This is a genomic window from Cohnella massiliensis, assembly GCF_900169535.1.
GTDB classification, from domain to species: Bacteria; Bacillota; Bacilli; order Paenibacillales; family Paenibacillaceae; genus Cohnella; species Cohnella algarum.
On sequence record NZ_LT821257.1, the window covers coordinates 621,995 to 646,720 of the forward strand.

Annotated in this window: 20 protein-coding genes and 1 tRNA gene; 1 reads left to right on the forward strand and 20 read right to left on the reverse strand. The window is 53.7% G+C overall.

The window, feature by feature from the left end; all coding sequences use genetic code 11:
• Positions 1–147: 147 nt before the first annotated feature.
• The 7 genes from B7E11_RS09555 to nrdR form a co-directional block, all read right to left on the reverse strand.
• A complete protein-coding gene (locus B7E11_RS09555) occupies positions 148–486 on the reverse strand; it encodes a hypothetical protein (protein WP_080833702.1) in 339 nt (112 codons plus the stop codon).
• Positions 487–755: 269 nt separating this feature from the next.
• Complete coding sequence (locus tag B7E11_RS09560) at positions 756–5,609, reverse strand: hypothetical protein (protein WP_080833705.1); 4,854 nt, start codon at positions 5,607–5,609, stop codon at positions 756–758.
• Positions 5,610–6,070: 461 nt separating this feature from the next.
• Positions 6,071–7,642: a copper amine oxidase N-terminal domain-containing protein gene (locus B7E11_RS09565; protein WP_080833707.1), complete on the reverse strand. Its 1,572-nt coding sequence runs from the start codon at positions 7,640–7,642 to the stop codon at positions 6,071–6,073.
• Between the two features lie 217 nt (positions 7,643–7,859).
• Positions 7,860–8,276, reverse strand: a complete 417-nt coding sequence (locus B7E11_RS09570) for a hypothetical protein (RefSeq protein ID WP_080833709.1) — start codon at positions 8,274–8,276, stop codon at positions 7,860–7,862.
• 1 nt (position 8,277) lies between these two features.
• Positions 8,278–8,703 carry a hypothetical protein gene (locus B7E11_RS09575; RefSeq protein WP_080833711.1) on the reverse strand — a complete coding sequence of 142 codons (426 nt, stop codon included), beginning with the start codon at positions 8,701–8,703 and terminating at the stop codon, positions 8,278–8,280.
• Positions 8,704–9,333: 630 nt separating this feature from the next.
• Positions 9,334–9,407 (reverse strand) — tRNA-Ala (locus B7E11_RS09580).
• Positions 9,408–9,548: 141 nt separating this feature from the next.
• On the reverse strand, positions 9,549–10,010 hold the full coding sequence (gene nrdR, locus B7E11_RS09585) for a transcriptional regulator NrdR (RefSeq protein ID WP_080833713.1): 462 nt from the start codon (positions 10,008–10,010) through the stop codon (positions 9,549–9,551).
• A gap of 108 nt (positions 10,011–10,118) precedes the next feature.
• Between nrdR and B7E11_RS09590 the strand changes: the two genes are divergently transcribed.
• Positions 10,119–10,337, forward strand: coding sequence for an alpha/beta-type small acid-soluble spore protein (locus tag B7E11_RS09590; protein ID WP_080833716.1), 219 nt, complete (start codon positions 10,119–10,121; stop codon positions 10,335–10,337).
• Between the two features lie 67 nt (positions 10,338–10,404).
• Here the strand turns inward: B7E11_RS09590 and B7E11_RS09595 are convergent, their stop codons facing one another.
• The 13 genes from B7E11_RS09595 to B7E11_RS09655 all read right to left on the reverse strand — a co-directional run bounded on the left by B7E11_RS09595 (position 10,405) and on the right by B7E11_RS09655 (position 24,690).
• Complete coding sequence (locus tag B7E11_RS09595; protein WP_080833718.1) at positions 10,405–10,983, reverse strand: lytic transglycosylase domain-containing protein; 579 nt, start codon at positions 10,981–10,983, stop codon at positions 10,405–10,407.
• On the reverse strand, positions 10,980–11,576 hold the full coding sequence (coaE, locus tag B7E11_RS09600) for a dephospho-CoA kinase (RefSeq protein WP_080833720.1): 597 nt from the start codon (positions 11,574–11,576) through the stop codon (positions 10,980–10,982). Before coaE ends, B7E11_RS09595 begins: the two co-directional genes overlap by 4 nt.
• Positions 11,577–11,594: 18 nt before the next feature.
• Complete coding sequence (gene ytaF, locus B7E11_RS09605; RefSeq protein ID WP_080833722.1) at positions 11,595–12,269, reverse strand: sporulation membrane protein YtaF; 675 nt, start codon at positions 12,267–12,269, stop codon at positions 11,595–11,597.
• 104 nt (positions 12,270–12,373) lie between these two features.
• A complete protein-coding gene (mutM, locus tag B7E11_RS09610) occupies positions 12,374–13,318 on the reverse strand; it encodes a DNA-formamidopyrimidine glycosylase (protein ID WP_080833724.1) in 945 nt (314 codons plus the stop codon).
• A gap of 88 nt (positions 13,319–13,406) precedes the next feature.
• The gene (gene polA, locus B7E11_RS09615; RefSeq protein WP_080833726.1) at positions 13,407–16,079 is read right to left on the reverse strand and encodes a DNA polymerase I; all 2,673 of its coding nucleotides are present in this window, start codon (positions 16,077–16,079) and stop codon (positions 13,407–13,409) included.
• 87 nt (positions 16,080–16,166) lie between these two features.
• On the reverse strand, positions 16,167–17,405 hold the full coding sequence (locus B7E11_RS09620) for an EAL domain-containing protein (RefSeq protein ID WP_080833728.1): 1,239 nt from the start codon (positions 17,403–17,405) through the stop codon (positions 16,167–16,169).
• Positions 17,402–19,312, reverse strand: a complete 1,911-nt coding sequence (locus B7E11_RS09625) for an EAL domain-containing protein (RefSeq protein ID WP_080833731.1) — start codon at positions 19,310–19,312, stop codon at positions 17,402–17,404. The genes B7E11_RS09620 and B7E11_RS09625 overlap by 4 nt, the downstream gene beginning before the upstream one ends.
• A 263-nt stretch (positions 19,313–19,575) precedes the next feature.
• The gene (gene phoU / locus B7E11_RS09630; RefSeq protein WP_080833733.1) at positions 19,576–20,235 is read right to left on the reverse strand and encodes a phosphate signaling complex protein PhoU; all 660 of its coding nucleotides are present in this window, start codon (positions 20,233–20,235) and stop codon (positions 19,576–19,578) included.
• A gap of 15 nt (positions 20,236–20,250) precedes the next feature.
• Positions 20,251–20,997 (reverse strand): phosphate ABC transporter ATP-binding protein PstB, encoded by a 747-nt coding sequence (pstB, locus tag B7E11_RS09635; protein WP_080833735.1) that lies wholly within the window; start codon positions 20,995–20,997, stop codon positions 20,251–20,253.
• A gap of 20 nt (positions 20,998–21,017) precedes the next feature.
• Complete coding sequence (pstB, locus tag B7E11_RS09640) at positions 21,018–21,776, reverse strand: phosphate ABC transporter ATP-binding protein PstB (protein ID WP_080833737.1); 759 nt, start codon at positions 21,774–21,776, stop codon at positions 21,018–21,020.
• Between the two features lie 10 nt (positions 21,777–21,786).
• Positions 21,787–22,674: a phosphate ABC transporter permease PstA gene (gene pstA / locus B7E11_RS09645; protein ID WP_080833738.1), complete on the reverse strand. Its 888-nt coding sequence runs from the start codon at positions 22,672–22,674 to the stop codon at positions 21,787–21,789.
• The gene (gene pstC / locus B7E11_RS09650) at positions 22,671–23,531 is read right to left on the reverse strand and encodes a phosphate ABC transporter permease subunit PstC (protein ID WP_240353721.1); all 861 of its coding nucleotides are present in this window, start codon (positions 23,529–23,531) and stop codon (positions 22,671–22,673) included. Before pstC ends, pstA begins: the two co-directional genes overlap by 4 nt.
• Before the next feature lie 178 nt (positions 23,532–23,709).
• The gene (locus B7E11_RS09655; RefSeq protein ID WP_080833742.1) at positions 23,710–24,690 is read right to left on the reverse strand and encodes a phosphate ABC transporter substrate-binding protein; all 981 of its coding nucleotides are present in this window, start codon (positions 24,688–24,690) and stop codon (positions 23,710–23,712) included.
• Positions 24,691–24,726: the final 36 nt, after the last annotated feature.

Below are 24,726 nucleotides of genomic sequence, written 5' to 3' on the forward strand. Positions count from 1 at the left end.
TTTCTAACTCCTCTACCAGTGAATTTGAATTTCACCAGTAGGGCGAATACCTCTTAAAACTGCATTCAACTCCCTCACTAATATCAAAACACCCTCAGAGAAACAAATAAGGTGCCGCGCATAGCGACACCTTCAATAGATGCTCCATTATTCGTCTTCATCCTGAAACAAATCTCGTGACAGTCTGGTGTACCTCCGAACAATCGCATAAACATCTGCGTGAGGACAATACATTTCGACTTGAAGCTCGCCAAACAACTCTTGCATCCCGTAGATGGCGATTTCCACTGGCTCATTTCTGTTAGCGAAGTAAGACTCGATCTCCAAAAACATTTGCTCAATCAGCTTTAATACCGGCTCAGCGAAGTCCCAAGGTTGTGGGTCGCAGAAATACCCGTCTGCCTTATCTTGATCAGATAGAGCCGGGACAACCGGCTTTGACCAAGGAAAACGGTCATGTAGATCAGCTTCCGTTAGAACCGTCACAGCAATACCCCCATGCAAAAGAATTAGAAAAATCGTTGTGTCGTACTATACCGTAGATTGAAACATCATCGCAAGAAAAGAAGGTGCCGATTTTTACGACACCTTCTTCTCAGAAAATCTATATCCGATTCATTGCCAAACCCCTTAAGACAACCCCCGACGGATAATCATTATTGACTTGAGAAACTTTCCAAAATCGCGACGTTAGTCACTACAAACTGTGTGGACTTCTTCACTCCGACGTCACCTCTGAAGGAATCGGCAATCATCTATACTTGTCCTACCTTGTACTGGAGCAAGGTATGTCCGGTCGCCCCTTTGGAGAAGAACTGGTTTTTATCCATCTGGACTTCCAAACCGGAAATCTCCATCGGAACCTTATCCGTTGTCATGTAGGACGGAAGGTCGAAGGTGGTGGTGTACTCTCTTACGACCAAGATTGTCGAATCTTCGTTGTAAAAGCCTTTGCCGACAGCTAGATCGCTCGACCCCCTTATAGCATTACCAAGAGTCGCTACGATATCCTCGTTCAACTTTGCACCAGTGCTGCGCTCGAAAGTGTTAAAGACGTTGTCGTCACCGAGGATGTGCATCCGAGTCAAGGCTTCCTTCAGTTCGGTCGGCAGGTTGTTCAAGTTGCGATTGCCATTGACCCCCACCAACTTGCCGCCGCGCACTTCCAAGACGTAAGTTTTTACCGATTCATCCGATTGCTCGGCTACGACTTGTCCTTGCTTGCCACCGTACTCTTTACCCCCGATGACCAGCTTACCATCAGCATTCAGAGTCGCCTTCCATTTACCTGTAGCTTCGTCCTTGGTTGCGTATTGGGATACAAAAGCTTCGTTGATGGCATCGGTCGAGTAGGAGATGCCTGGATTCCAAGCATTCTTGAACGCATCATTCCCAATATCCAACGCGAAGGTCTTCAGTTCCAGTTGACCCCTGACCTCGAAGTTGGTAGTTACCGCGCTGCCTTTGTAAAGAACCTCTTTATCCGCTGCATTGAGACTCTTTGCTAATTGCTTGGCGTTCGAATCAGTGGCGACCGACATGCCTGTTACGGTTGGATTTACATCGACGTTGACGAATTGAGCAACATTGAACGAGACAGGTTTGATCGGGCGGAGTTTATCTCCGGCGACAAAGGCGACACTCGTGTTGCCGCTCTGATCGTCATACGCCATCAAGACTTCTGGATTGACTTTCAAGGTGTCCGAACTTTGATTCGTCTCCCAATGCTTGCCGTTGACCGACTCCGAAGCATTTTCAAAGGTCTTTGGTGCGGTGCTATCCTTCGGCATGTAACGCTGGAAGGTTACGGTCGTATCGTAGTCAGCCGTGTCGTAATTGCTTGTGGCGTTGGCGGTTCGCGGCTCCCAACCCCATATAGTCCAACAGCCAAACTTACTGCAATTTGTGCCTACTGGAACTCGCTTGTCCTCGGTATAACGGAAAGGATCAACCCCGCTATTGACCCCATATTGGAACAAGAAATCCTTTGTTACCGTTGCTTGTCCGTCAGAGGAACCTGCGGTTGCCGAACCGATACGATTATTGAACAAGGTCATGTTGTTTACCCAAGAAGCAAACTTGTTATTGCTGATTGTCGTGTTGTCCTTAATGGCTAACAGATCCCCCGCAAGATTGAACTTGGCTGACGTGTTGTAGGGCGAGAAGCTGCGGTACGGCGTGTCATTAAACAACTTCGCTCGGCTGATCGCCCAAGGTACCTGACTCAAATCAGGATCGAGCAACTTGAAGGTCACGCTGGAAGGCGAAAGACTCGGGTTTCGGAATGTTTCAATCGGAAGCTGGAGACTGAAGGTTGCCGGATTCTTAGCCGATGGGGAAATATCTCCCCAATACTTCGACAGTCGCCATTGCGGGACTTCAAGGTTGGTCTCGACCTTCTCATCTTTCGGAGCGGCTTCTTTCGCTTGGACGAATAAAGTGATTTGAGCATTGGAGAACTTACCAGTGCCTTCGTATTTGTTCTCAACCGATGACGACCCCGACGATGCATCTCCGCCCAAATACTTATTCAGGTCGAGTGGGAGGGGAGTATCATACCCCAAACGGATTTCCCAAGTGCTCGACTCTGGTGAAGAAGGTACCGGAATCGTTACATCTTCACCAACAGCTTCCTTCGTCAACTCCATTTTGTTGATGTTCTCATTGTCCTTCTTATCGATCAACGTGAATCTGGCGTCCTCGTCAGGAAGAATTTCATACGATTTCCCGTCATGAGTTACTTCCATGCCACCCCGAATCAATAAATCCGAATCGTTACTGCGAATATTGAGATCTCCAAGATATCTTTGGTTTTGCACCGACCATCCGTTAACCGGAACGGTGAAGGTTTCGTTTGTCGGCTTACCATTCTCGTCAATGACTGTTACGTTCAACTGAACATCGATGGCAGGTGTATTAGCTTGCTCGGTATCGCCATAGCCCCAAGGCTGGAACCCCCAACCGCCAAATCCGTTGACCTTATAGTCCGATGACATCGGAACGCTTTCGGTTACCGGCTTCAAGGTACGGGCGTAATAATCTCGCGCATAAGTGCGGAAAGAGAATGGAATATTGCCGTTTTCCTTGTAAGGGGAAAGGGAACCTTGCTCCGCCGAGGTTGCTCCTCCAAGGGATACGGCTTCGAACTCTTTGTTAGCGGTCAACCCCTGCACGACTTGGTCGGTCGGACGAGCCAATTGTCGGGTATTGAGATACCAGTCAGTTGCGTCATGGAACGGCATGAAGGCATAGTCTCTGGCTTGCGGATTGCCTCCGTCTTGAACGGAAATGCCGATTACCGTTTGGGCGAAGAAGATCAGCTCACCTTTCTTGAACTTGTCCTTCATCATCTGCTCGAAGGCGGTATACTCGGCTCCTGTCAGGACTCCCTTAGACTTGATTAGGTCGAGATACCCCGAGAACATCAAACTGCCGATGATTTGGGCATCGACATCAAATCCATCTGGACGATTCGTAATGTAATCTTCAATCATTCTCTTCAACGAATCACCGATGACCCGATCACTCCCCTTACCGGATAATGATCTATCGGGGTTGTTCGGGTCGATGTTATAGAGAACTTCGCCTATGACTTGCTCAAAATAACTGGCGTCCCCATCGTTACGAGCAATGTCAGCGTAATCTAAGGTGCGCTTCATCAGGTCGTCTCGGCTATTTTCGGCTTGAATGCTTGGGTAGAGTGGGTTGTTGCCGTAAAGCGTTTTTACCCCGATACCCCGTTCGAAGGAGATTAAGCCGGAACCTTGCTTTCTCCAGAGGGAATCCGAAATCTGGCTTGGTGCCATGTAGAACATTAGGTCTTCATAGTCGAACTTAAATGGATCTTCAAGATCGGCAACCCCTGAAGAAGCGGAAAGAACGCCTTCTCCGTTGGACTTTACCTTGTTCGGGATGAAACCGAACTGCAATACGGCAATCTTGTCGCTGACTTGGAATGTTCCTGCTGGAGTCCTTGAAGTTGCGTTACCAGTTGCGGGTCCAGTGCCGCCAACATTCGCATCTGACTGCGCGGCGGAAGCTGATGTCGGTGCTACTGCTGAAAAAATTGAAGTCATGAGAGCGACAGCTAATAAAAGACTCATCAGCTTTGTTGTAGGTGCCGATTTTTTGGGAGATCTCTTACTGTTCATATACATCATCCAACCCCAAAGAGAAATTAAGAGCGATACCCCTGCCAGAATAACCAAGAAGATAATCAGGTCACCCGTATGCGGTCTACTTACCGAACCGCCGAATACTACTCCTGCGCCCAAAATGACTCGGGTGGTCGGGGAGTTGGCGTCAATGGCAACCGTCTCGACTTTACCCGTATCGTTGTCCTTGATCATGTAGGACTCGCCTGGTGTTACGGCGAAGGTCTGTGGTTTTGTTCCCGTGTACTGCTTGTCGGAGATACTGTTGACGTTGATTACTGAGAAGTTGTAAGGGTCGCCATCCTTGCTGATTTCGAGAATATGTTTCGGCTGGATCGTGCCCTTGATGCCCCCTTTACCCCCTTTAACGGAAAGGGAAGCGGAATCGAGCTTGACATCGGCGTACTTGGCGTTGGAAACCTCAATCTTGTATTGACCATCCGCTAATCCTTGGATGGTCTTGCTGTCCAGATTGAGCGTGTGAGTGCTCGATACCCCATTGGCATCCGTTAGGGTGAGGTCGAACTCTGACCAAGCTTTACTCAAGTCAGTATTTGCATCGGTAGAGAGGGATAGCGCAATCTCACTTTGAGATGTCTCTGTCGATTTGAAAATGATGGGTAGGACGACTGCCGACTTCTGTGTTCCTGTAACAACGGGTGCCGGTAACTCGACCTCAACTCCGCTACTTAAGCCATCAGAAGAAATAAACCCCTTTGCAGATACGAGGAACTTCCACGTTAACTTGTCGGTATCGAGCCAGATTAGACCGTTATTGTCGGAAGTCGCTTGGAGGGAGCCTTTACCTTCCAACAATTTAACCTCGACTGGCGTCTGCTTGATCGGTGTGCCGGACTCCGATTGGAGCGATAGACCGATCTTCTTCGGATTGGTTACCAGAGATGCTTGCAGTGGATTGAGCTTGGTTGCTGTTAGGTCTTGGAAATGACGCTCGTCATTAGCGCCCTCGAAGTAGGTAAACTGGTCGATGGTGAACTTGTAATGGGTGTCCTTCTTGAGATGGATGCCATTGAAGTTCAACTCCTCGATGATGCCGTCCGTCTTTCGCAGGATTAAAGCCAACTCGTCTCCAAGTCGATACCCCGGATGATTGAAGATCAGGTGATACCTCCCATTCTCGTAATTCTGGCTGTTACCTGTAGCGGAACTGATCAACTTGTCGGTTGGTACGTCCCAAAGCTCTAAGGTGAACTCAGGGATGTAGGTGATTTGGTCGGTCGGGTAGTAGATATCTACATACAGACCGTCCGTTACGACCCTTTGACTATTGTCAGTCAACTGCTCGGGTTGAGTGGGTAGACTGGACTCACTGGTCGGAGTGGGATTGGTGGGACTGACTGCTCCTTCTGTCGGTGGCTCAGCGGCGAAGGCTGATGCCGAGAACAGCGAGAAACATAGAGCCAGTGAAGCCATGATGGTAAACAACTTCCTCATTCTCTCTTCTCCTCCTTGGGAAATCTTAGATTGGATCGGGATGCCTTGATGGTTGGCATTCAATCTTCCTGATAAATGTAAAATTGATTGGGATTTAGATCGAAAACGTAAATGTACTCCGTAAGAAATGTCGGGAAATGAAAAAAGACGGTGTCGGGTGGGACATCGTCTTGATATTGGAGAGGGGGCGTTAATCTGCTTTGTGGGGTGCACAGGGGCGGGATGATCAAAGATTGGAAGGGATACCCCATCGAAGAATTCTCTGTTTTCGATTACGCTTCATGTCTCAAGCTGATTACCGTATCCGTTGTTTGTTCTACTGAATATTAGTCAGTCCTATCGTTACCAACTGTATTTCATCTTTATTTTCGGATGCAAAAGTTGAAAAAATCTCTAATGAACTATTCGAGAAATTAAAAAGACGATGTCGGCAAGGACATCGTCATGATACCGATGAAAGATTACATAAGGATTGTTCCATCGGTAGGTAGAGAAATAATGTACGAGCCGTTCTTTAAAGCTTTTGATACATCAATGAGTCGAAAAGTTCCTGATCCACATTCAAACCATTTTCCGTCAATTTGGATCAAGACTTCAGCGTGATTTGAACCGCCGATAATAGCGGTATTAAATCCCAAGCTGTCGAATACTGCTGAATAAACCTGGGCTGTTGGATCACAGTCATTACGGTTTAAAACTAATACATCATATATAGATCTTGGAGAACCGTCGAGTGGATTATACTTACCGCTGAACAAACTCAATGCAATTGCTGCTGCCTTATCCGCTTTTATTATAGTTTCGCGGCTAACCCCTGCATTAACAAGATCACCAATACTTCCCTCGGCTATTTTCAGACCTATATTCCGTTCTGATCGGTCACTCCTGTCTCCGGACCACCGCTCTCCCTTGAGGAACAACTCGAAATATTCGTTATACCGTCCGCCAAAGACAATATCATCAAACCCCTTTAAGGCATCCTCTACGATCTTGAGGGACTGATCGTACTCAGATTGATTCGATACGCTATACGTATGCTTCCCGTATTTCACCTTGATCCCGTTAACAACCTGTACCTGAGAGTCATCTGTAGTTCCCGTACTCTCGATGTAAGCCGTTCGAGTTGCCCCATCCCATTTTACCGCCGCGCCAAGGGCTTCACTGACGAAACGTAATGGAACCATCGTATTCCCGTTGATGGACTGTGCCTTGGCGGTCAGTTTTACAGGATTACCGTTGATAATAGCGATGTCTCGGTCTAGCGTTAAGATTATTACGGTGTTGCCCTTCGTTGCCGTGACGGTTCGGGTTTCCCCATTCCATTTTATCTCGGCTCCTAACTTCTCAAATATGGCTCGCATTGGAACCATTGTACTACCGTTTATTGTGACTGCAGGTTGGGGAAAAGCCTGGACTTGACCGTCAATGACTACTGTGACTTCATCCTTGGATACGGAAGCGATCTTTACTTCCCCTTTTTTACTAACTGGTGGTGAGGAAACATTATTCAACATAGTCTTGATTCTTTGAAGTGTGTCGTAAATCGAATCATATCTCCCTTCAAACAACCCGTCTCCGGCATATTTAGTAATTACGATTTCCGTCTCTAAAAGTGCATCCATTAATCCAGATGCTGAACCATAACTAGCTTCTTCATTTAGCTTCTCTTCGATATTGGTTAAACAGGCTTTTATCGATTGTAATTTCTCTCTCGTCCATCCTTGATCCTCGATAGCTTTCACTGCCAATCTCAAATTCTCTACAAGCGCATCTTCATGAACTTTTGTCAATTGCGAACTGGCAGCTATGATCGGGTGAGTGGGTAGATCGGGTGAAGTCGCGGCAAGAGCGGATACCCCACCAACAGCTAAACTACTCAGTAGGACTGAACTGAGCATAAATCCTTTGATCACAAGACTAAAGGTACGCTTGGGCTTATTCGGTTGGAGGTTATTCTTCAACCTACCGTTTCGGATATAAGTAGCTGTCATGTGCAATTGAATATTTTCATTTACATGCGGTTTGGTTCTCAACTTGAATTACCTCCTTCGTTTTGGGATACTCCATGTACTGATGTAGTAATTATTGAATTACTTATCCAAAAATAAAAAAGTATCCGTCCAACATATCTTGTGGGACGAATACTTGGAATTGGTGGTAGTAGGGTTATCATTTATCCTTTGCTTTTATGATTGCCTTCTCACAACATTTTTCGCAGTACGTGGTTAAACAGACGATTGCTCATCATTTTTATTCAATCCTCCTAGGAATCGCTCTAGCTTGAAGCCTTTTCTCATAACAAGGATCACACAAGGTTGAGAAGTAATAGTGACGTTGCTGAATAGAACTTTCAATAGCGCAACTTTCACATATTGTCTCAGATAACGTTTGATACCTATTAACAATTTCATATGCTTCTGGCAATGCATCATGAATGTAGACCGTTAAAGAACCGAACTTCTGCTTTACTTGACCGATGGTTAATTGAATCTCCGTATCTCTCGATCGATACAACGATTCAATCTCGGTGAATAAATCCCAAAGTAATTGAAACCAACCATCTCCGCATTCAAGTTGAAATAATGTATATGGACTCTTGGTATCGGATTCGTCGGGTCTTGTCCAAGGGAAGCGAGTAAAGATCTTTTCCTGTAATTCCTGCTTCATTTCATTGTCCTCCTCCGCTCAATAATTTCTTGAAATCGCAATAGAAATCGATACTCCAAATATCCTTGCATATAAAACCTAAAAGTCGCTCGGAAAGGATGTTGCAACTTTTAGGAAAGACCAAGGCATCAATAACTTCTCCATCCAAAGATTCACAACGAATTCGCTTAATTAACATAGCTGGTTCATTAACCTCGGATGGTCTTATTTCTTGCACTCCGCCGTGATAATAAACATACTTCTTTGCACCTACTAAATTGAGATACCCTTTGTCGTCCATACACCAAATAAACGAGTCGAAGGTTGCGATGAATGGATTCGACCACATAATGAAACCCAAGCCATCAGGATCGAAGTAGATCCCCTCATCTTCGCTATGTACGTAAGTAACCATTCCCTTTGTCCAGAAACCGAGTAGATCGTTCAAATAACCCCACCTTCCATTATCGATTGATTGTGGTAAATTACAGTAATTTTGGAGTAGTTTCAAGTGTGATTTCGGATAAATTTCCACCTGAAAATAAAATGAAGCCCAGTTCGATATTCCTACCGTAAAGATAAGTGCGTAAATTTACGCAAAAAGGACAAGGCATCACTTGGTGTAAGGATGCCTTGCCCGATGACTCCAATTTTAGACGGTTACTTCTTGATACAATCGGCTGATTCATTCTTTACATTTCCTACTTATGTGAGTATGTGGGCAGTTCCTCGAAAGCAATACCCCTTCACTGATTTCCGTGAACTGACCATATCTTGACTTTACGCTGCGTAATATTTTTCTTCCGGTCAATATACACGATCTCAAGATTCCAACCTACATACTTTTCAAATGAAGGAGACATCTGCCCGCACCACCATTCAAACTTAGCTTATGTTATCAGTATATCCATTATACGAACAAATATTCGTATTATCAATAAGCATGCGCTTTGAATATTTTGGCAACCCAATTCATCCAAAACAATAAAAAGGAAGGTGCCAGTTGTAACTGCACCTTCCCGAAAGAAAAACCAATTATAAATAAATAAACGACATCTCTGCCGTTAATGTTAGATGTTGGTGGAGCTAGGCGGAATCGAACCGCCGACTGATCGCTGCCAGCGACCTGTTTTCCCCCTAAACTATAGCCCCATGCGATAAATTTTTGCCCCTTTATTTGGGGCAGTGAAAGTGACAACGGTGGACTCCCAGCTGAGCTATGGCCCCGTGCGACACGTCGTTCCGTGACGACAAAAATGAGTTTATCACAGGAAATGCGGCGTGTCAACGCTTTTAGATGCCATGTTTTGAAATCAGACTATTCAGTTCTTTCAGGAACATGTTGATGTCCTTAAACTGCCGATATACCGAAGCGAAACGGACGTAGGCGACTTCATCGACCGAGTACAGCTGCTCCATCAAAAGCTCGCCGATGACGCGGCTTTCGACTTCCGTTTGGGCCGTCGTCCGAAGCTCGCGCTCCACGTTCGAGACGATCACTTCCAATTGATCGACCGATACGGGCCGTTTTTCGCAGGAGCGAAGCAGCCCGCGCAGCACTTTGTCGCGGCTGAACTCTTCGCGGCTGCCGTCTTTTTTGACGACGACGAGCGGCGTTTCTTCCACCATCTCGAACGTCGTGAATCTGCGGCTGCATTGCTCGCACTCGCGGCGGCGGCGGATCGATTTATTGTCGTTGGCCGGACGCGAATCGAGCACTTTCGTGCCGCTGTAATCGCAATACGGGCATTTCATAAGCAAAATTGTCTCCTTTCATGCCAATATCTTTTCCAACGCTTACCTTACATGAACCCAAAACGAATGCACATAATACGATTACCAACCGCGAGGAGGTGAACAACAATGGGTGAAGGATCCCGCAGCAATCAACTGCTTGTCCCTCAAGCGAACCAAGCGCTGGACCAACTGAAATTCGAGGTTGCGCAAGAGCTTGGCATTGCCATCCCGCAGGACGGCTACTACGGGAACATGGTGACCCGCGATACGGGTTCGATCGGTGGTAACATCACGAAACGCCTGGTGACGATCGCGGAACAACAACTTGCCGGCCAATTCAAGTAATCGTTTCATCAACGCCATTTCGAACTAATGGGAAGTCTTGAAGCCTCGCGCGCTCAAGGCTTCCTCTTTATAATTCATCATATAATTGCTGATACTTATTATAATAATAAAATATGCGCTGAACGTAATGCCTCGTTTCCCCATACGGAATATCGTTAATGCTCTGCTGGCTGCCGTCCCAAACGCCTTCGTTCAGCCATTGCCTGACCTTGCCCGGACCCGCGTTGTACGCCGCAAGCGACGCCGCGAGGTTTCCGTCGAACTGCCGCAGCATTTCCCGGATATACCAGCCGCCGACCTGCATGCCGGCTTCCGGATTCCGGCCGATTTCCTGTACGGTCAACGCGCCGAATTCCGCTTCCTTTTCCAAAATCCAGTTCGCGGTGTCCGGCATGACCTGCATAATGCCAAGCGCCCCTTTTGGGGAAACCGCTTCGGCCCTGTAATTCGATTCGACCCGGATGATCGCGGCGACGAGCAGCGGATCCAGCTGGAAGCGCGAAGCGGTGGAACGAATTTCATCCTTATAGTAGATCGGATACATCGTTCTGCCGAGCCAGTCCGTTTGGACGATTGCGATAACGGCGACAACGAGAACGAGCGGGATCAACAACCGCCTTCTCCGCTTTCTGACGGCGGCGCTCATGCGAAGCCTTTGCCTCCGCAAAAGGAATGCACCTGGCGAATCGTGTCCTCCATACTGCCGCTGTTGTCGATCACGATGTCGGCCATCCGTTTTTTCTCCTCGATATCCATTTGGGCGGCCAATCTCCGCTTCGCTTCGGCTTCGGGCAGCCCGTCCCGCTTCATCAGCCGCTGAAGCTGGACGTCCCGGGGAACGTACACGACCATGACTCGTTCAAAAAGAAACTGCAGCCCGGATTCGTACAATAGAGGAACATCGACGACGACCAGCCGGTCCGGCGCTTCCCGTTCGAGCTTGTCCATTCGCTCGCGCATCAAGGCCCGTATCGCGGGATGCGTGATCGCTTCGAGCGCTTTGCGCTCCTTCTCGTTCGAAAACACGATTTCGCCCAGCTTTTTTCGATTCAACGTCCCGTCTTCCCGGATCACGTCTTGTCCGAACCGCTCCGCAATTTGCGCCAGCGAAGGCTGCCCGGGCTCGACAATTTCCCGGGCAATGCGATCGGCGTCGACCAGCGCCGCACCGCTTTCGACAAGCAAGCGGGCAACCGTGCTTTTCCCGGTGGCGATTCCACCGGTTAAACCGACATTCATGCGGCACCTCATTTCCGTTTAGAACAATTTAACGATTCCCATCACGATTAAAATAATACCCGGCAGCACGCTAAGCTTGCGTATCCATCGCCAACCGGCCGCCGCGAAACCGAAACGCATCCCGAGCCATAGAAAAAGTCCGCTCGAGCAAGCGATCAGAATAGCCGTCGCGACCGGCGGAAATCCTACGAGGGCGGCCCCGATTCCCGCGCCGAACGCGTCCAGCGACAAAGCGGCTCCGAGCAGAAAGCCTCCCCCCGCCGTTATAATGCCCGATCGGTCAACATCCGCCGCCGACGGCGTTCGCAAAATTTGAATGATAATGCCCAGCCTTCGAATTTCCAGCGTGACCAAAGTCGACTTTGCCGGCGGTGGTACCGTCCTGTCTGCCTCTTTCGGCGCATCCGCATCGTCCCGATCCCGGTTGCGAGAAAATTGGACAAGCGCCCAAACGCCGATTCCGATCAAAATAACCGCCCCGACCGCCGAAGCCCCGTGCGGCGACAAAACGCCGGCCAGCGCGACCCCCGCCATCATCGAAAGAAGAAGGATAACGCCGGAACAAACGGAAATGATCAGAATCGACGGCAGCGGAATCCGTATTTTCCTTAATCCGTAGGTCATCCCGACGCCGAATCCGTCCAAGCTGACCGCGAACGACAAGAGCAGCAGCGAAGCTCCGTGTACGAGCATGGCGTACCTCCTGCATACGGAAATCGTCGTTTCCCGGGCGATCTGCCCTTGAAGCCGACTCTTCACCCATCGTATGCAGCTTGCCGGGCGGATGCCCCGATCCGTCAGACGGAGGGGGCTGACCCTGCCGTTCCGTCCAGTCGCCTCTTGACCGCGTTCGTTCCCGGCTTTCCGCCTGCAGCGGTTCTTTCTTTAGCGCGGGCGGCCGAACGCTCGCTCCGGGGCAGCCTTTGGCAGCGCTCGCAAATATGCGTCCCTCTGCCTCCGAGCGTGAACTTTACGATCGCATGCCCGCAATGCTCGCACGGTTCCCCTGTACGGCCGTATGCTTTGAGCCGATGCTGAAACATCCCCATCTCGCCCTGTCCGTTTACGTACGACTTGATCGAAGAACCCCCGGCCTCGACGGCCGAGGTCAGCGTGGCGACGATCGCCGCATGCAGCTTCTCCCGTTCTCCCCGGCTCAAGCTGTCGGCCTCGCGTTCGGGGTGAATGCCGGCCGCGAACAACGCTTCGTCCACATAAATGTTACCCAACCCGACGACGATTTCCTGGTTGAGCAGCAGCGGTTTGATCTTCGTCGACCGACGGCCGATCGCACCGGCAAACGCCTCCGGCGTAAAATCTTCGTCCAACGGCTCGAGCCCCAGCTTGAGCAGCGGCTTCGACTTCAAATCTTCCCCGGGAGTAAATAAATGCATCGTCCCGAATTGTCTGACATCCTTATATCTTAACGAAGTCCCGTCCGTAAAATGAAAAATGACGTGCGTATGACGTTCGACCGGTTCATTCTCGTCATAAAGGCCGTACCGGCCCTCCATTCGCAAATGGGACACGAGGACGAGCCCGTCCGTCAGCAGACGCAAAAATTTTCCCCGCCGTTCCACGCTTTGAAACGTGCGTCCTTCCAGCATGGCGGAAAAGACGTCCGGATCGTCCGGCCGCTGAATGATGCGCGGCAGGGTCACCGACACGCTGCGGATCGTTTTGCCGGGGATCAGTTTGTTCAAGGTGCGGCGCACCGTTTCCACTTCCGGCAATTCCGGCATAAAGCGCTCCCTCCAACTTGCCTAGCTTATCCTTTCCATTATAAACGAAGAAAAAGGCCGGAGCCACCCCGCTCCCGGCCATTTTCGCTTATTTGGCTTCGTACCAATTTACGCCAACGCTGACGTCCGCTTTGAGCGGCACATCGAGCGGGAATGCGTCCGCCATCACGGACGGAACGAGCTTCCGCATCAGCTCCAGTTCGTCCGGCGGCACCTCGAACACCAATTCGTCGTGCACCTGGAGCAGCATGCGGCTTTTCAGCCCGCGCTCGCGAATCGCCTTGTCCATGTTCAGCATGGCCAGCTTGATGATGTCCGCCGCCGTTCCTTGAATCGGCGTATTCATCGCCGTCCGTTCCGCGAACGAGCGAAGATTGAAATTCGAAGCGTTAATGTCGGGCAAATAGCGGCGCCGCTCGAGCAGCGTCGTGACGTAGCCGTCCTTTTTCGCCTGCGCGACGATGGCGTCCATCCAGCTGCGAACGCCTTTGAACACGTGAAAATATTGCTCGATAAACGCGGCCGCCTCTTTCCGCGTGATGTTCAGGTTTTGCGAGAGGCCGTAATCGCTGATTCCGTACACGATGCCGAAGTTGACCGCTTTCGCCTGGCGGCGCATGTTGCCGTCGACTCTGTCGGCGGACACCCCGAACACATCCATCGCGGTTTTCGTATGGATGTCCATTTCCCGGACGAACGCTTCCTTCAGCCGCTCGTCCCCCGAAATATGCGCCAATACCCGCAGCTCGATCTGCGAATAGTCCGCGGCCAAAATCGACCAGCCTTCCTCCGAAGGCAGGAACGCCTTGCGGATTTGACGGCCTTCCTCCAGCCGGATCGGAATGTTCTGCAGGTTCGGAAACTGGCTGCTGAGCCGGCCGGTCGCCGCGATTGTCTGTCGGTAATAGGTGTGGATTTTGCCGTCTTCGCGAATTTCCTTCAGCAAGCCTTCGATGTAGGTCGACTGCAGCTTCGTTAGCGTCCGGTAGTGAAGAATGAGACGGACGATTTCATGGTACGGTTCCAGCTTTTCCAGCACTTCCGCGTCGGTGGAGTAGCCGGTTTTCGTCTTTTTGACGACGGGCAGGCCAAGCTTGTCAAACAACACCTCGCCCAGCTGCTTCGTCGATCCGATGTTGAACTCGAAGCCGGCGATCCGATGAATTTCCTTCATCGTCTGATCGATGCCCCGCTGGAACTCCTCTCCAAGCTGCCGGAGCGCTTCCTCCCTGGCCACGATTCCCGTCTTTTCCATCCCGGCCAGAATAACCGAGAGCGGCTGCTCCAGCTCGTAGTACAGCCTGCGCATGCCCGCCTTGTCAAGCTCCTCCGCCAAAGGACCGGCCAAACGCGCCACGGCGTCGGCTTTGGCGGCCAGGTGCCCGGCCAGCGCTTCCGTCTCGGGAACGCGAAATTTGGCGCCCTTCCCGTACACGGCCTCGTCGGAAGCGATCGCGGCGAGCCCGTGCCGCTGCAGCAAGCCGGCCAACGATGGATCCGCCTCGGTCGGATCGAGCAAATAGCCGGCCAGTTGCACGTCAAACGCTTGCCCGCGCAGCTCGATGCCGCTTCGCGCGAGCACCAGCTCGGCGCGGTGCAGATCGTAGCCGCGCTTCTCCGCCTTCCCGTCCGCCAGCCAGCGCCTTAACGCGGAAGCCTGCTCCTCGCGCAGCCGCTCGTAAAGCACGACGAACCGCTTCTCTCCCGCGGCGACGGCAAGCCCGATGCCTTCCCCCTGATGCGGGTTTTCGCCGTACGATTCGACGATCAGCGCTTCCGCCGCGGGAAGCGCCGCGTTCAGCGCCTCCCATGCTTCCTCGCTGTCGACATGCACGACTTCATAGCGGACCTCCCCGCCGCCGGTCGTCTCCGGGCCCCCGCCGTCCGACTCCGGCAAGTTCAGGCGCTCGATCAGCGACTTGAATTCCAGCTTGCGAAACGCCGCGGCCAATTCCCCCGCGTCGTAGCCGCTCCAGCTCAGCTCGTCCCACGTGCGCTCAAGCGGAACCTCCCGGAAAATCGTCGCCAGCTCCTTGCTCATGCGCGCATCTTCCTTGTGATTGCGGACGTTCTCGCCCAGCTTGCCTTTAATGCCGTCCGCATGCTCCAGCACCTGCTCCACCGTTTCGTACTCGGCCAGCAGCTTGAGCGCGGTTTTTTCTCCGACGCCCGGGATGCCGGGGATGTTGTCGGAGGCGTCGCCCATAAGCCCCTTTAAATCGATGATTTGCGGAGGCGTCAGGCCGTACTTCTCCCGAATTTCCTCCGGCGTGAACCGTTCCGTCTCGCTGACGCCTTTGCGGGTAAGCAGCACCGTCACCTTGTCCGACGCCAGCTGCAGCATGTCCTTGTCGCCCGACACCACGATGGCCGCCTGCTTCTGCTCCTCTGCCATCCGGGTCAAGGTGCCGATAATGTCGTCGGCCTCGTAGCCCGGAAGCTCGAATTGCGGAATCGAGAACGCCTTGAGCAGCTCCTTCAGCAAAGGAAACTGCTCCGACAGCTCCGGCGGCGTCTTCTGGCGGCCGCCCTTGTATTCCGCGTAGCCCTCGTGCCGGAACGTTTCCTTGCCCGCGTCGAACGCGACCAGCATATGCGTCGGCTTCTCTTCCTCGATTACTTTAAGCAGCATCGTCGTAAACCCGAATACCGCGTTCGTATGTAAACCGCTGCTGTTCGTCAGCGGCGGCATCGCGTAAAACGCCCGATTCACGATGCTGTTCCCGTCGATCAGCAGCACCTTTTGCCTGTCGTTGCCCATCCGAGGTCACCCCGCTCGTTTACTTCATACAGAGTCATCATACCATATCGGACGAACGCAGGCGATGCGAACGAAAAGCGGACGGGTTCAAAGCGCGAGTCCCGGAGGACAAAAGGGGCTGCCATAATCCCCGGGTCTGCCGAGCAAATAGCCTTGCCCGTAATCGACGCCGATTTCGCGGACGAGCCGAAGCTCCTCTTCGCGCTCGATCCCTTCCGCCACGGTGCGGATGTTCATCCGTTTGGCAAAGCCGACGAACGTCAGCAGCATCTGCTTTTTCATTTCGTCGCCGTCCGCGTGGCGGACGAGGGATTTGTCCACTTTGATGTAATCCGGGCTCAGCTCCACGATCGCCTGAAGCGACGAATAGCCCGCTCCCGCGTCGTCGATCGCGATTTGATAGCCTTGGCTGCGATAGTGGTTTAAAATTTTTTTGGCCGCGCCGAAATCGTCGATCGAGCTTCTTTCGGTCAATTCCAGCACGACCTGGTTCGGATTCATCCCGCGCTCCCGAAGCCAGCGGACGGTTTGGCCGGAAACGAATTGCGGATCGTTCATGATGCCGTTCGTGACGTTGATAAAAATTTTCTGGGTCTCGCTCAGCGCCGGGCTGCCGTGAATCGCTTTTTCCCTGGCTAGACGGTCGAGCGCGAACGCATAGCCTTCTTTCTCCGCGAAGCCGAACAGCGCCAGCGGACCGTCGAAGCGGCAAGGCTGCGGGCACCGGGTAAGCGCCTCGTAGCCGAATATTTCGCCGGATCCCAGGCTCTTGATCGGCTGGTAGACGCTGCGGATGCTGCGTTCCCTGAGCAGGCGCTCCATTTCCGAATGCAGCTCCGAGCCGGAAGCGGAAGGATCCGTTTTGCCCATGTTCCGAATCGCTTCGAGCGCGCTTTTGTACAAGGTTTGCTTAAGCGGCATGCCGGCGGAAACCTCGAGCAGCGACACCCCATATCCCCGAGCCGAAAAACCCGGCGCGGTCCCGGCTGCCGAAATTCCCGTTTCATCCGCCACCGCCTGCCGGATTTGCCTGGCGATGTCCTCCAACGCGGCTTCCGCCCGAAACGGCATCGCATGGGGGAGCTCCGCGTACACCCACAAATGCCCGCCGAGCTCGTCCCCCAACCAGACGTCCCGCATCGGGAAGGCTCGGCCGAGCCAATCGTCCCACTCCTGCCGAAATGTCCATTCGCCGTTGCCCGCATCGTTCAAATCCACGCAGATCATTCCGAGGGTGCCTTGAAGATCGCAGCTTGATTCCTGTCTTTCCGCTATCCGCCGTTTTACGCGTTCCAAGCCGCTGCTGTCCGTGCCTGCATGAATCATTCCGAATCCACTCCAACCATGATTGATGGCTTTGCCTCGCTGCCCGAATCCGATGAAATGCTTTCCCACGCGAGCGAGTTTCCGGTTTGCCGTTTAGCCCGCTTCTTTAATTTAGCCGCATGCTCGGCCAATTGCTCGGGCGTCCATCCGCCCGCCCGATCGCAGAGGAGAAGCGCGAGCGACAGCGAAAGGCCCGAAGCTTCCGTCGCGTTTCCGTTCCGGTCCGTCACCGGCCCCGCTTCTTCGCAATAGGCGCCGATCCCCCGTTCGAAAAGCTCCATAAACAGGTTGGATACTTCGACCGGATCTCCGCAGGGCAAAATGGCGATAAAATCGTCTCCGCCGATATGGCCGACGAAGCTTTCGTCCGGACAGCAGGACCTTACCGCTTCGAGCAGCATTTCTCCCGTAAACCGGATGACTTCGTCGCCCAGTTGAAAGCCGAACCGGTCGTTAAACCATTTGAAATGATCGATATCGGCGTATAAAACGGAAAACGGACTGTCGCCGCCGAGCCGACGCGTCATTTCCTGCCGGATCGGAACGTTGCCGGGAAGTCCCGTCAGCGGATTGGCGTACTGCGCGTTGGCCATATGCGCCTGGGTCACCCATTCCAGAACGGCGCGGGCGGATGCGATTCCGTACACGCGGCCTTGGCGCGTGACGATGATCGCGTCGTACAGCTTGTCCTGCTCGCGCGCCATCGCCAGCTGGGCGACTTGCTCCAGCGGCGTCGCTTCCTCCAGCACCAGCGGCTGCTTGTCCATGATTTTGCCGACGGAACGGTTCCAGTAGAGCGCCAGCCCGAACTTGCCCGACAACAGCTGCTGGAGCTTCTCCTTCATGAGCAGTCCGACGGGACGTCCCTCGTCGGCGATCACGAAGCCGTGCGTATCCCGATGCCGTTCGAAATACGTGGCAATCTCCGACACCGGAGTTTGGCTGTCGAACACTTCCGCCGGCATCGCAAGCTCCGACAAGGAGCCGCTTGCCGTGCGAAAACGCCGCTCCGCCTCGCGGCGAATGATCTCCCGGACGGACGGCCGAAGCGAGGGGGCCTGCCTCTCTTCCCGTCCGATCCAGTCTCCCTGGCCGTAGCCGATGCCGCAAACCGACAGAAGCGCAAGCTGCGATTGCCGGTCGATGCCTTGCGCGATCAGCACGACCTGCTCCTTGCGCGCAAGTCCCGTCAGCGCTTGAAGCAGGGTCTCGTCCACCGTCCGCTCGATGCTTTTCGTCAAGGAGCCGGGTATCGTTCGCCGGGGAGAGCGGATAGGCTCCGTTCCCGCTGCGCTATCGCCCCGTTCGCCGTCAAGCTTATCGGACCGCCGGGGCTCGGAATCGGTCCGCGACGAAGCGAGAAAAGCGTAATCGGGATGAAGCGACAGCAAACGGATCAGCGATGCGCGGTCGACCGAAATATCGGACAGCGCGATTCGATAACCCTGTTTGCGGTAATGCCGGAGCGCGGCCAGGACGGCCGATTCCTCCTTGCCTTCCGAACCGATCAGCTTCAGGACGATCTGTTCCGGCAGCGATCCGGCGACGGCGGGAACCGCCGCCGATTCCGGTGCCGAGGAAGGCTTCGGCGTCGATTCCTTGCGCAATTCGTCGCCGATCAAAGAAGCCGGCACCGGCAAAAACAGTTTTTTCTCCATTTTTTGCTCAGACCATCCGGCGACAGCCCGCTCTTGAAATAAGCGATAACATTTCGGAAGGCAGCCTAACGCTTCCGCTTCGGCGAACAGCTTTTCCGCCGTCAGGCGTTCGCGGCCGTCTTTTCGGCAGGGAACGGCCTCATATCCGTAAACCGAACCGTCCAGCAGCGAGGCGACCGGCAAATACTGCACCTCGATGCGCAAGAAGGCGCCATCTTCGCCATTGGGTTCCGAAGCAAACTTTTTCACGCAGGTTCACCCCGCTCTTTTGGCTTCTTTCGACGGCAGGAGCGCCATCGCTATCCGCAGCCTCATCGTACCAGTCCGATGTATCGACAATTTTCGCAATTGGTTAACGCTATGTAAAAATAGGTCCATCGACCCGCAACTATCGTAACAGATCCAGGCCAACGCGAAAAAACCCGGGCAGGCCGCCCGGGCTGAAAAAAAGAAATTGGCGCAAGCCGTCGCGATTGCCGTTCCCTTGCTGGCCTTCGTGATTTCCGCTGCGATTATTGGTTCAAATCGGGACGCTTGCCGACGACGAGGAAAACGACGCTTTCGCCGATGTTCGTCGCATGGTCCGCGATCCGCTCGATGTAGCGCCCGACGAAGCTCAAATACATCGCCTGCCCGACCGTCTTCGGATTTTCCGCCATGAGCGTGAACATTTCGCGTAAAATTTGCGAATAGAGCGCGTCGACCTGATCGTCGTCCTTGGCCATTTTGTAGGCCAGATCGACGTTTTCGTCGATGTAGGATTGGATCGATTCGGTAATCATCGTCCGCACGATGCTCGCCATTTGCGGCAAATCGAGCAGCGGCTTCATCAGGGTTTGGCCTTCCATCCGAAGGACGACCTTCGCGATATCGACCGACAGGTCGCCCATGCGCTCAAGGTCGGACGATATTTTCAGCGCGACCAAAATCCTTCGCAAATCTTTGGCTACCGGCTGCTGAGTGGCGATCAGCTTGGCGCCCAAATCCGATATCCGCTCCTCGATTTGGTTGATTTGCGGATCGTCCTTGACGATTTTGCGCGCAGCTTCCACGTCCAGCTTTTCCAGCGCGCTCATCGCCTCTTCCAACGCTTTTTCCACCCGGTCTCCCATTTCGACCAACAATCTTTCCAGTTGCTCCAGTCCGATATCAAAGTCTTTGCGAATGACCATCGTCCCTTTGTCCTCCTAACCGAATCTGCCCGAAATATAATCTTCCGTCCGTTGATCGACGGGATTGGAAAACAGCGACTCCGTCTCGGAAGCCTCGACCACGTTGCCGTTCAGGAAAAAGACGGTGCGATCCGAAATCCGGGCGGCTTGATGCATGTTGTGGGTCACCATGACGATCGTGTAGTTGCGGCACAGCTCGCGGGTCAGTTCCTCGATTTTGTTCGTCGAAATCGGATCGAGCGCGGACGTCGATTCGTCCATCAACAAAATATCCGGCTCGACCGCCAGCGCCCGCGCGATGCACAGCCGCTGCTGCTGGCCGCCGGAAAGGCTCCAGGCCGACTTTTTGAGCACGTCGCGGACTTCCTCCCAGAGCGAAGCCGCGCGCAGGCTTTTTTCCACGATTTCGTCGAGTTCCGCCTTGTTCCGCTTGCCGTGCAGCCTCGGCCCGTAAGCCACGTTGTCGTAAATCGATTTCGGAAAAGGATTCGGCTGCTGAAACACCATGCCGACCCGCTTTCTCAGCGATTCGACGTCCATATCCGAACCGTAAATGTCCTGGCCTTGAATTTCGACCTTGCCCTCGATCCGGACGCCTTCGATCGAATCGTTCATCCGGTTCAGCGTGCGGAGCAGCGTCGACTTGCCGCAGCCGGACGGGCCGATGAACGCCGTAACCTGCTTCTCGGGAATCGACAGGGCGATATCCTTCAAGGCGTGGAACGATCCGTAGTACAGTTGAAGCTTATCGATTTCGATCATGTTTCCTTGCCTCCTTGTCGTCAGCCGAAGCGTCCCGAGATATAGTCGTCCGTCGATTTTTTCGAAGGGTTCGTAAACATCTTCTGCGTATCGTCGTATTCGACCAGGTCGCCCAGCAGAAAAAATCCCGTTTTATCGGAAATGCGCGCGGCCTGATGCATGTTGTGCGTCACGATGATGATTGTATATTCCTTTTTCAGCTCGGCGATCAGCTCTTCGATTTTGGACGTCGAGATCGGGTCGAGCGCCGAAGCCGGTTCGTCCATCAGCAAAATGCTGGGCCTTACCGCAAGGGAGCGGGCGATGCAAAGCCGCTGCTGCTGGCCGCCGGACAGCGACAGCGCCGATTGGCGCAGCCGGTCTTTGACTTCGTCCCAGAGCGCGGTTTTCCGCAGCGTCGATTCGACGATTTCGTCCAGCTCCGACTTTTTGCGCACGCCGTGATATCTCGGCCCGAAGGCGATATTTTCATAGATCGATTTGTGAAAAGGGTTCGGACGCTGCCACACCATGCCGATCTTCTGGCGAAGCTGCACGACGTCCGTTTTCGGATCGCAAATGTTGTCGTTTCCGATCCAGATGTCGCCCTCGATGCGGGCGCCGGGAATGAGGTCATTCATCCGGTTGAGCGACCGGAGAAACGTCGACTTGCCGCAGCCGGATGGACCGATGAGCGCGACGACTTCCCGCTCCGGGAAATCCATGTCGATGCGTTTGACCGCATGCTTTTCCCCGTAATAGACCGACAGGTTTTTCGTAACCAACGCATTCCTGCTCATGGCGCTCCTCCTACTTGCTAGCGGTCAGCTTGCGGTACAGAAAACGTCCGAACCAGCGAGCTCCGAGATTGAACAGCAGCACCGTGATGACGAGCACGGCGGACGCTCCGGCCGCGATTTCCGACGCGTCCGGCGCAAGGCCTTCGCTGTTGATTTTCCAGATATGAACCGCGAGCGTTTCCGCCGGCCGCATCGGATTGAGCGGCGACGTCGGGCTGAACGGGTTCCAGTCCGTAAAGTCCAGGCGAGGCGAGCTCATCCCTGCCGTAAACAGGAGCGCCGCCGCTTCGCCGAACACCCGGCCCGCCGTCAAAATCGTGCCGGTCACGATCGCGGGAAGAGCAACCGGAAGCATGATCGACGTGATCGTCTTCCAGCGGGAAATGCCGAGCGCAAGGCCCGCTTCCTTCTGCTCCTTCGGCACGCTGCGCAGCGACTGCTCGGTAATCCGCACCATCATCGGCAAATTGAACACCGTCAGCGCGAGGGCGCCGGACAGCAGCGAGAAGCCGAGGTTGAACGTATTGACGATGACGAGAAGGCCGAACAAGCCGATGACGATCGACGGGAAGGACGACAACACTTCCACGACCAGCCGGATGAACGAAGTAAACCGGTTCTCCTTCGCGTATTCGCTCATATAAATGCCCGCGCCGAGACCGAGCGGGATCGTAATGATCATCGTCAGCACCAGCAGAAACAGCGAGTTGAACAGCTGCGGGCCGATGCCGCCGCCCGCCTTGATCGTTTGCGGCGGGGAAGTGAGAAAGTCGAAGCTGATATGTCCGAGTCCGCGGATCAGCAGGAAGGCAAGCAGTCCCGCCAGCACCGCCAGAATGAGCGCGGCGATGACGACGATTACGCCCGTCGCGATCCGGTCAACCGTTTTGGCTCTCATCGCACCGCTCTCCTTTCCAGCAGACGAACGATAAAGACGAAGACGAAGGTCATAATGAGCAGGAACAAGGCAAGGCTCCACAACGCGTTGTTATGAGGGGAACCGAGCGTCGTATTGCCCATCGACAGCGTAATGATGCTGGTCAGCGTCGAGGCCGACTCGAACAGCGAGCCCGGAATGTGCGGCGCGTTCCCGATGACCATCTGAACGGCGAGCGCTTCCCCGAACGCGCGCGCGATGCCGAGCACGATGCCGGTAAGCAGCGAAGGCAGCATCGTCGGCAGCACGATGCGGGATATCGTTTGCCAGCGCGTCGCCCCGAGCGCGTAGGAGCCTTCCTTCAACCCGGACGGCAGACTGCGCAGCGCGTCGGTGGAAATCGTCGTGACCGTCGGCAATATCATGATCGACAGCACGATTCCCCCCGCCAAAATGCCGATGCCCTGGCCGGGGAACGTGTCGCGCAAAAACGGCACGATGACCGAAAGGCCGACGAAGCCGTAGACGACCGAAGGAATCCCCGCAAGCAGCTCGATGGCCGGCTGCAGCACCGTTTTTCCGAGCTTCGGCATGATTTCGGTCATGAAGATCGACGCGCAGAAGCCGAGCGGCGCGGCGATGAGCGCCGCCAGGAGCGACGTCGAAAACGAGCCGAACAGGAAGGGAAGCGCCCCGTACAGCGGAACGTCCGCATCCGGCGCCCAAGTTTTTCCAAACAGCATTTCTCCGATGCCTACACCGTCGGACAAAAACGGAGACAGGCCCCGAACCGCGATAAAGTAGACGATCGAGAAGATGGTGACGATCAGCACGAGAATGCAAGCATATACGTAAGCCTTACCCCGCAGCTCTTCCATGCGGTGCTTCGGAAACTTTTTCGAATTTGGTGCGGCCGAGGCCGGATCCTTTTTAACTTCTTCGTAGGGAATGTTCATGCACGCCTCTCCTCCAACGGCAAGGAGAGGCACACTATTGTCGCCTCTCGCCGCTAAGAAATATTTCGGAAGTTATTCGCAATCGCGTTCCATCATAGCCTTACTTTTGCGTGATGTTGCCGTCGATATCGCGAACGATTTGCATGCTCGTGACCGGAATGAAGTTAAGCTCCGTTACGTCGGTGTTTTGAACTTCTTCGCTCATCATGTAATCGAGGAAGGCTTTGACGACCGGATTCGGCTCGCCTTTCGTGTACATGTGCTCGTATGCCCATACCGGGAATTTGCCCGTCGTGATGTTTTCGACCGTCGGCTCGACGCCGTCGTATTTCAGAACTTGAATCTTATCGTCCAGGTAAGACAGGGCCAGGTAGGAAATCGCTCCCGGCGTTTCGGCTACCAGCTTGTGAACCGTACCGGAGGAATCCTGTTGGATCGAACCCGGAAGGTCTTCCGTCGTCGTGCCGAGCGCGTACGTTTCAAACGTTTTGCGCGTGCCGGAGCTGCTCGGACGGTTGATGATGACGATCTCTTGATCGGCGCCGCCCACGTCTTTCCAGTTCGTGATTTTGCCGGTGAAAATGTCGACCAGTTGCTGCTTCGTCGGGTTGTCGACGCCGACTTCGGGATGGGCGACCGCGGCCATGCCGACAACCGCCACTTGATGATCGACCAGTTCGGCAGCTTTCGGAGCGTCCGCGTCCTTGAACTTCTCTTCCGCGAAAATGTCGGAGTTGCCGATATCCGCTTGACCGTCGGACACTTGCGTCAGGCCCGTGCCGCTGCCGCCGCCTTGTACTTGAACCGTGATGCCGCTATACTCTTCTTCGGCCATGAACTTTTGAGCGACTTGCTCGACGAGCGGTTGCAGCGCCGAGGAGCCGGTTGCGAGAATCGAGCCGGTCAGCTTTTCCGCGCTCGGGCTTGGCGATTCCGATGCAGGCGCGGATGCCGACGGCGATGCCGATGCGCTTTCGCTCGGGCTCGCAGCGCCGTTCGCGTTGTTGCCGTTGTTGCTGCCGCAGGCGGCCAGCGTCAAACCGAGTACGACCGTCATTAACAAAGTCATAGATTTCTTCATTGAAATAGGTTCCCCTTTCCATGTTGTGCTTTTCGT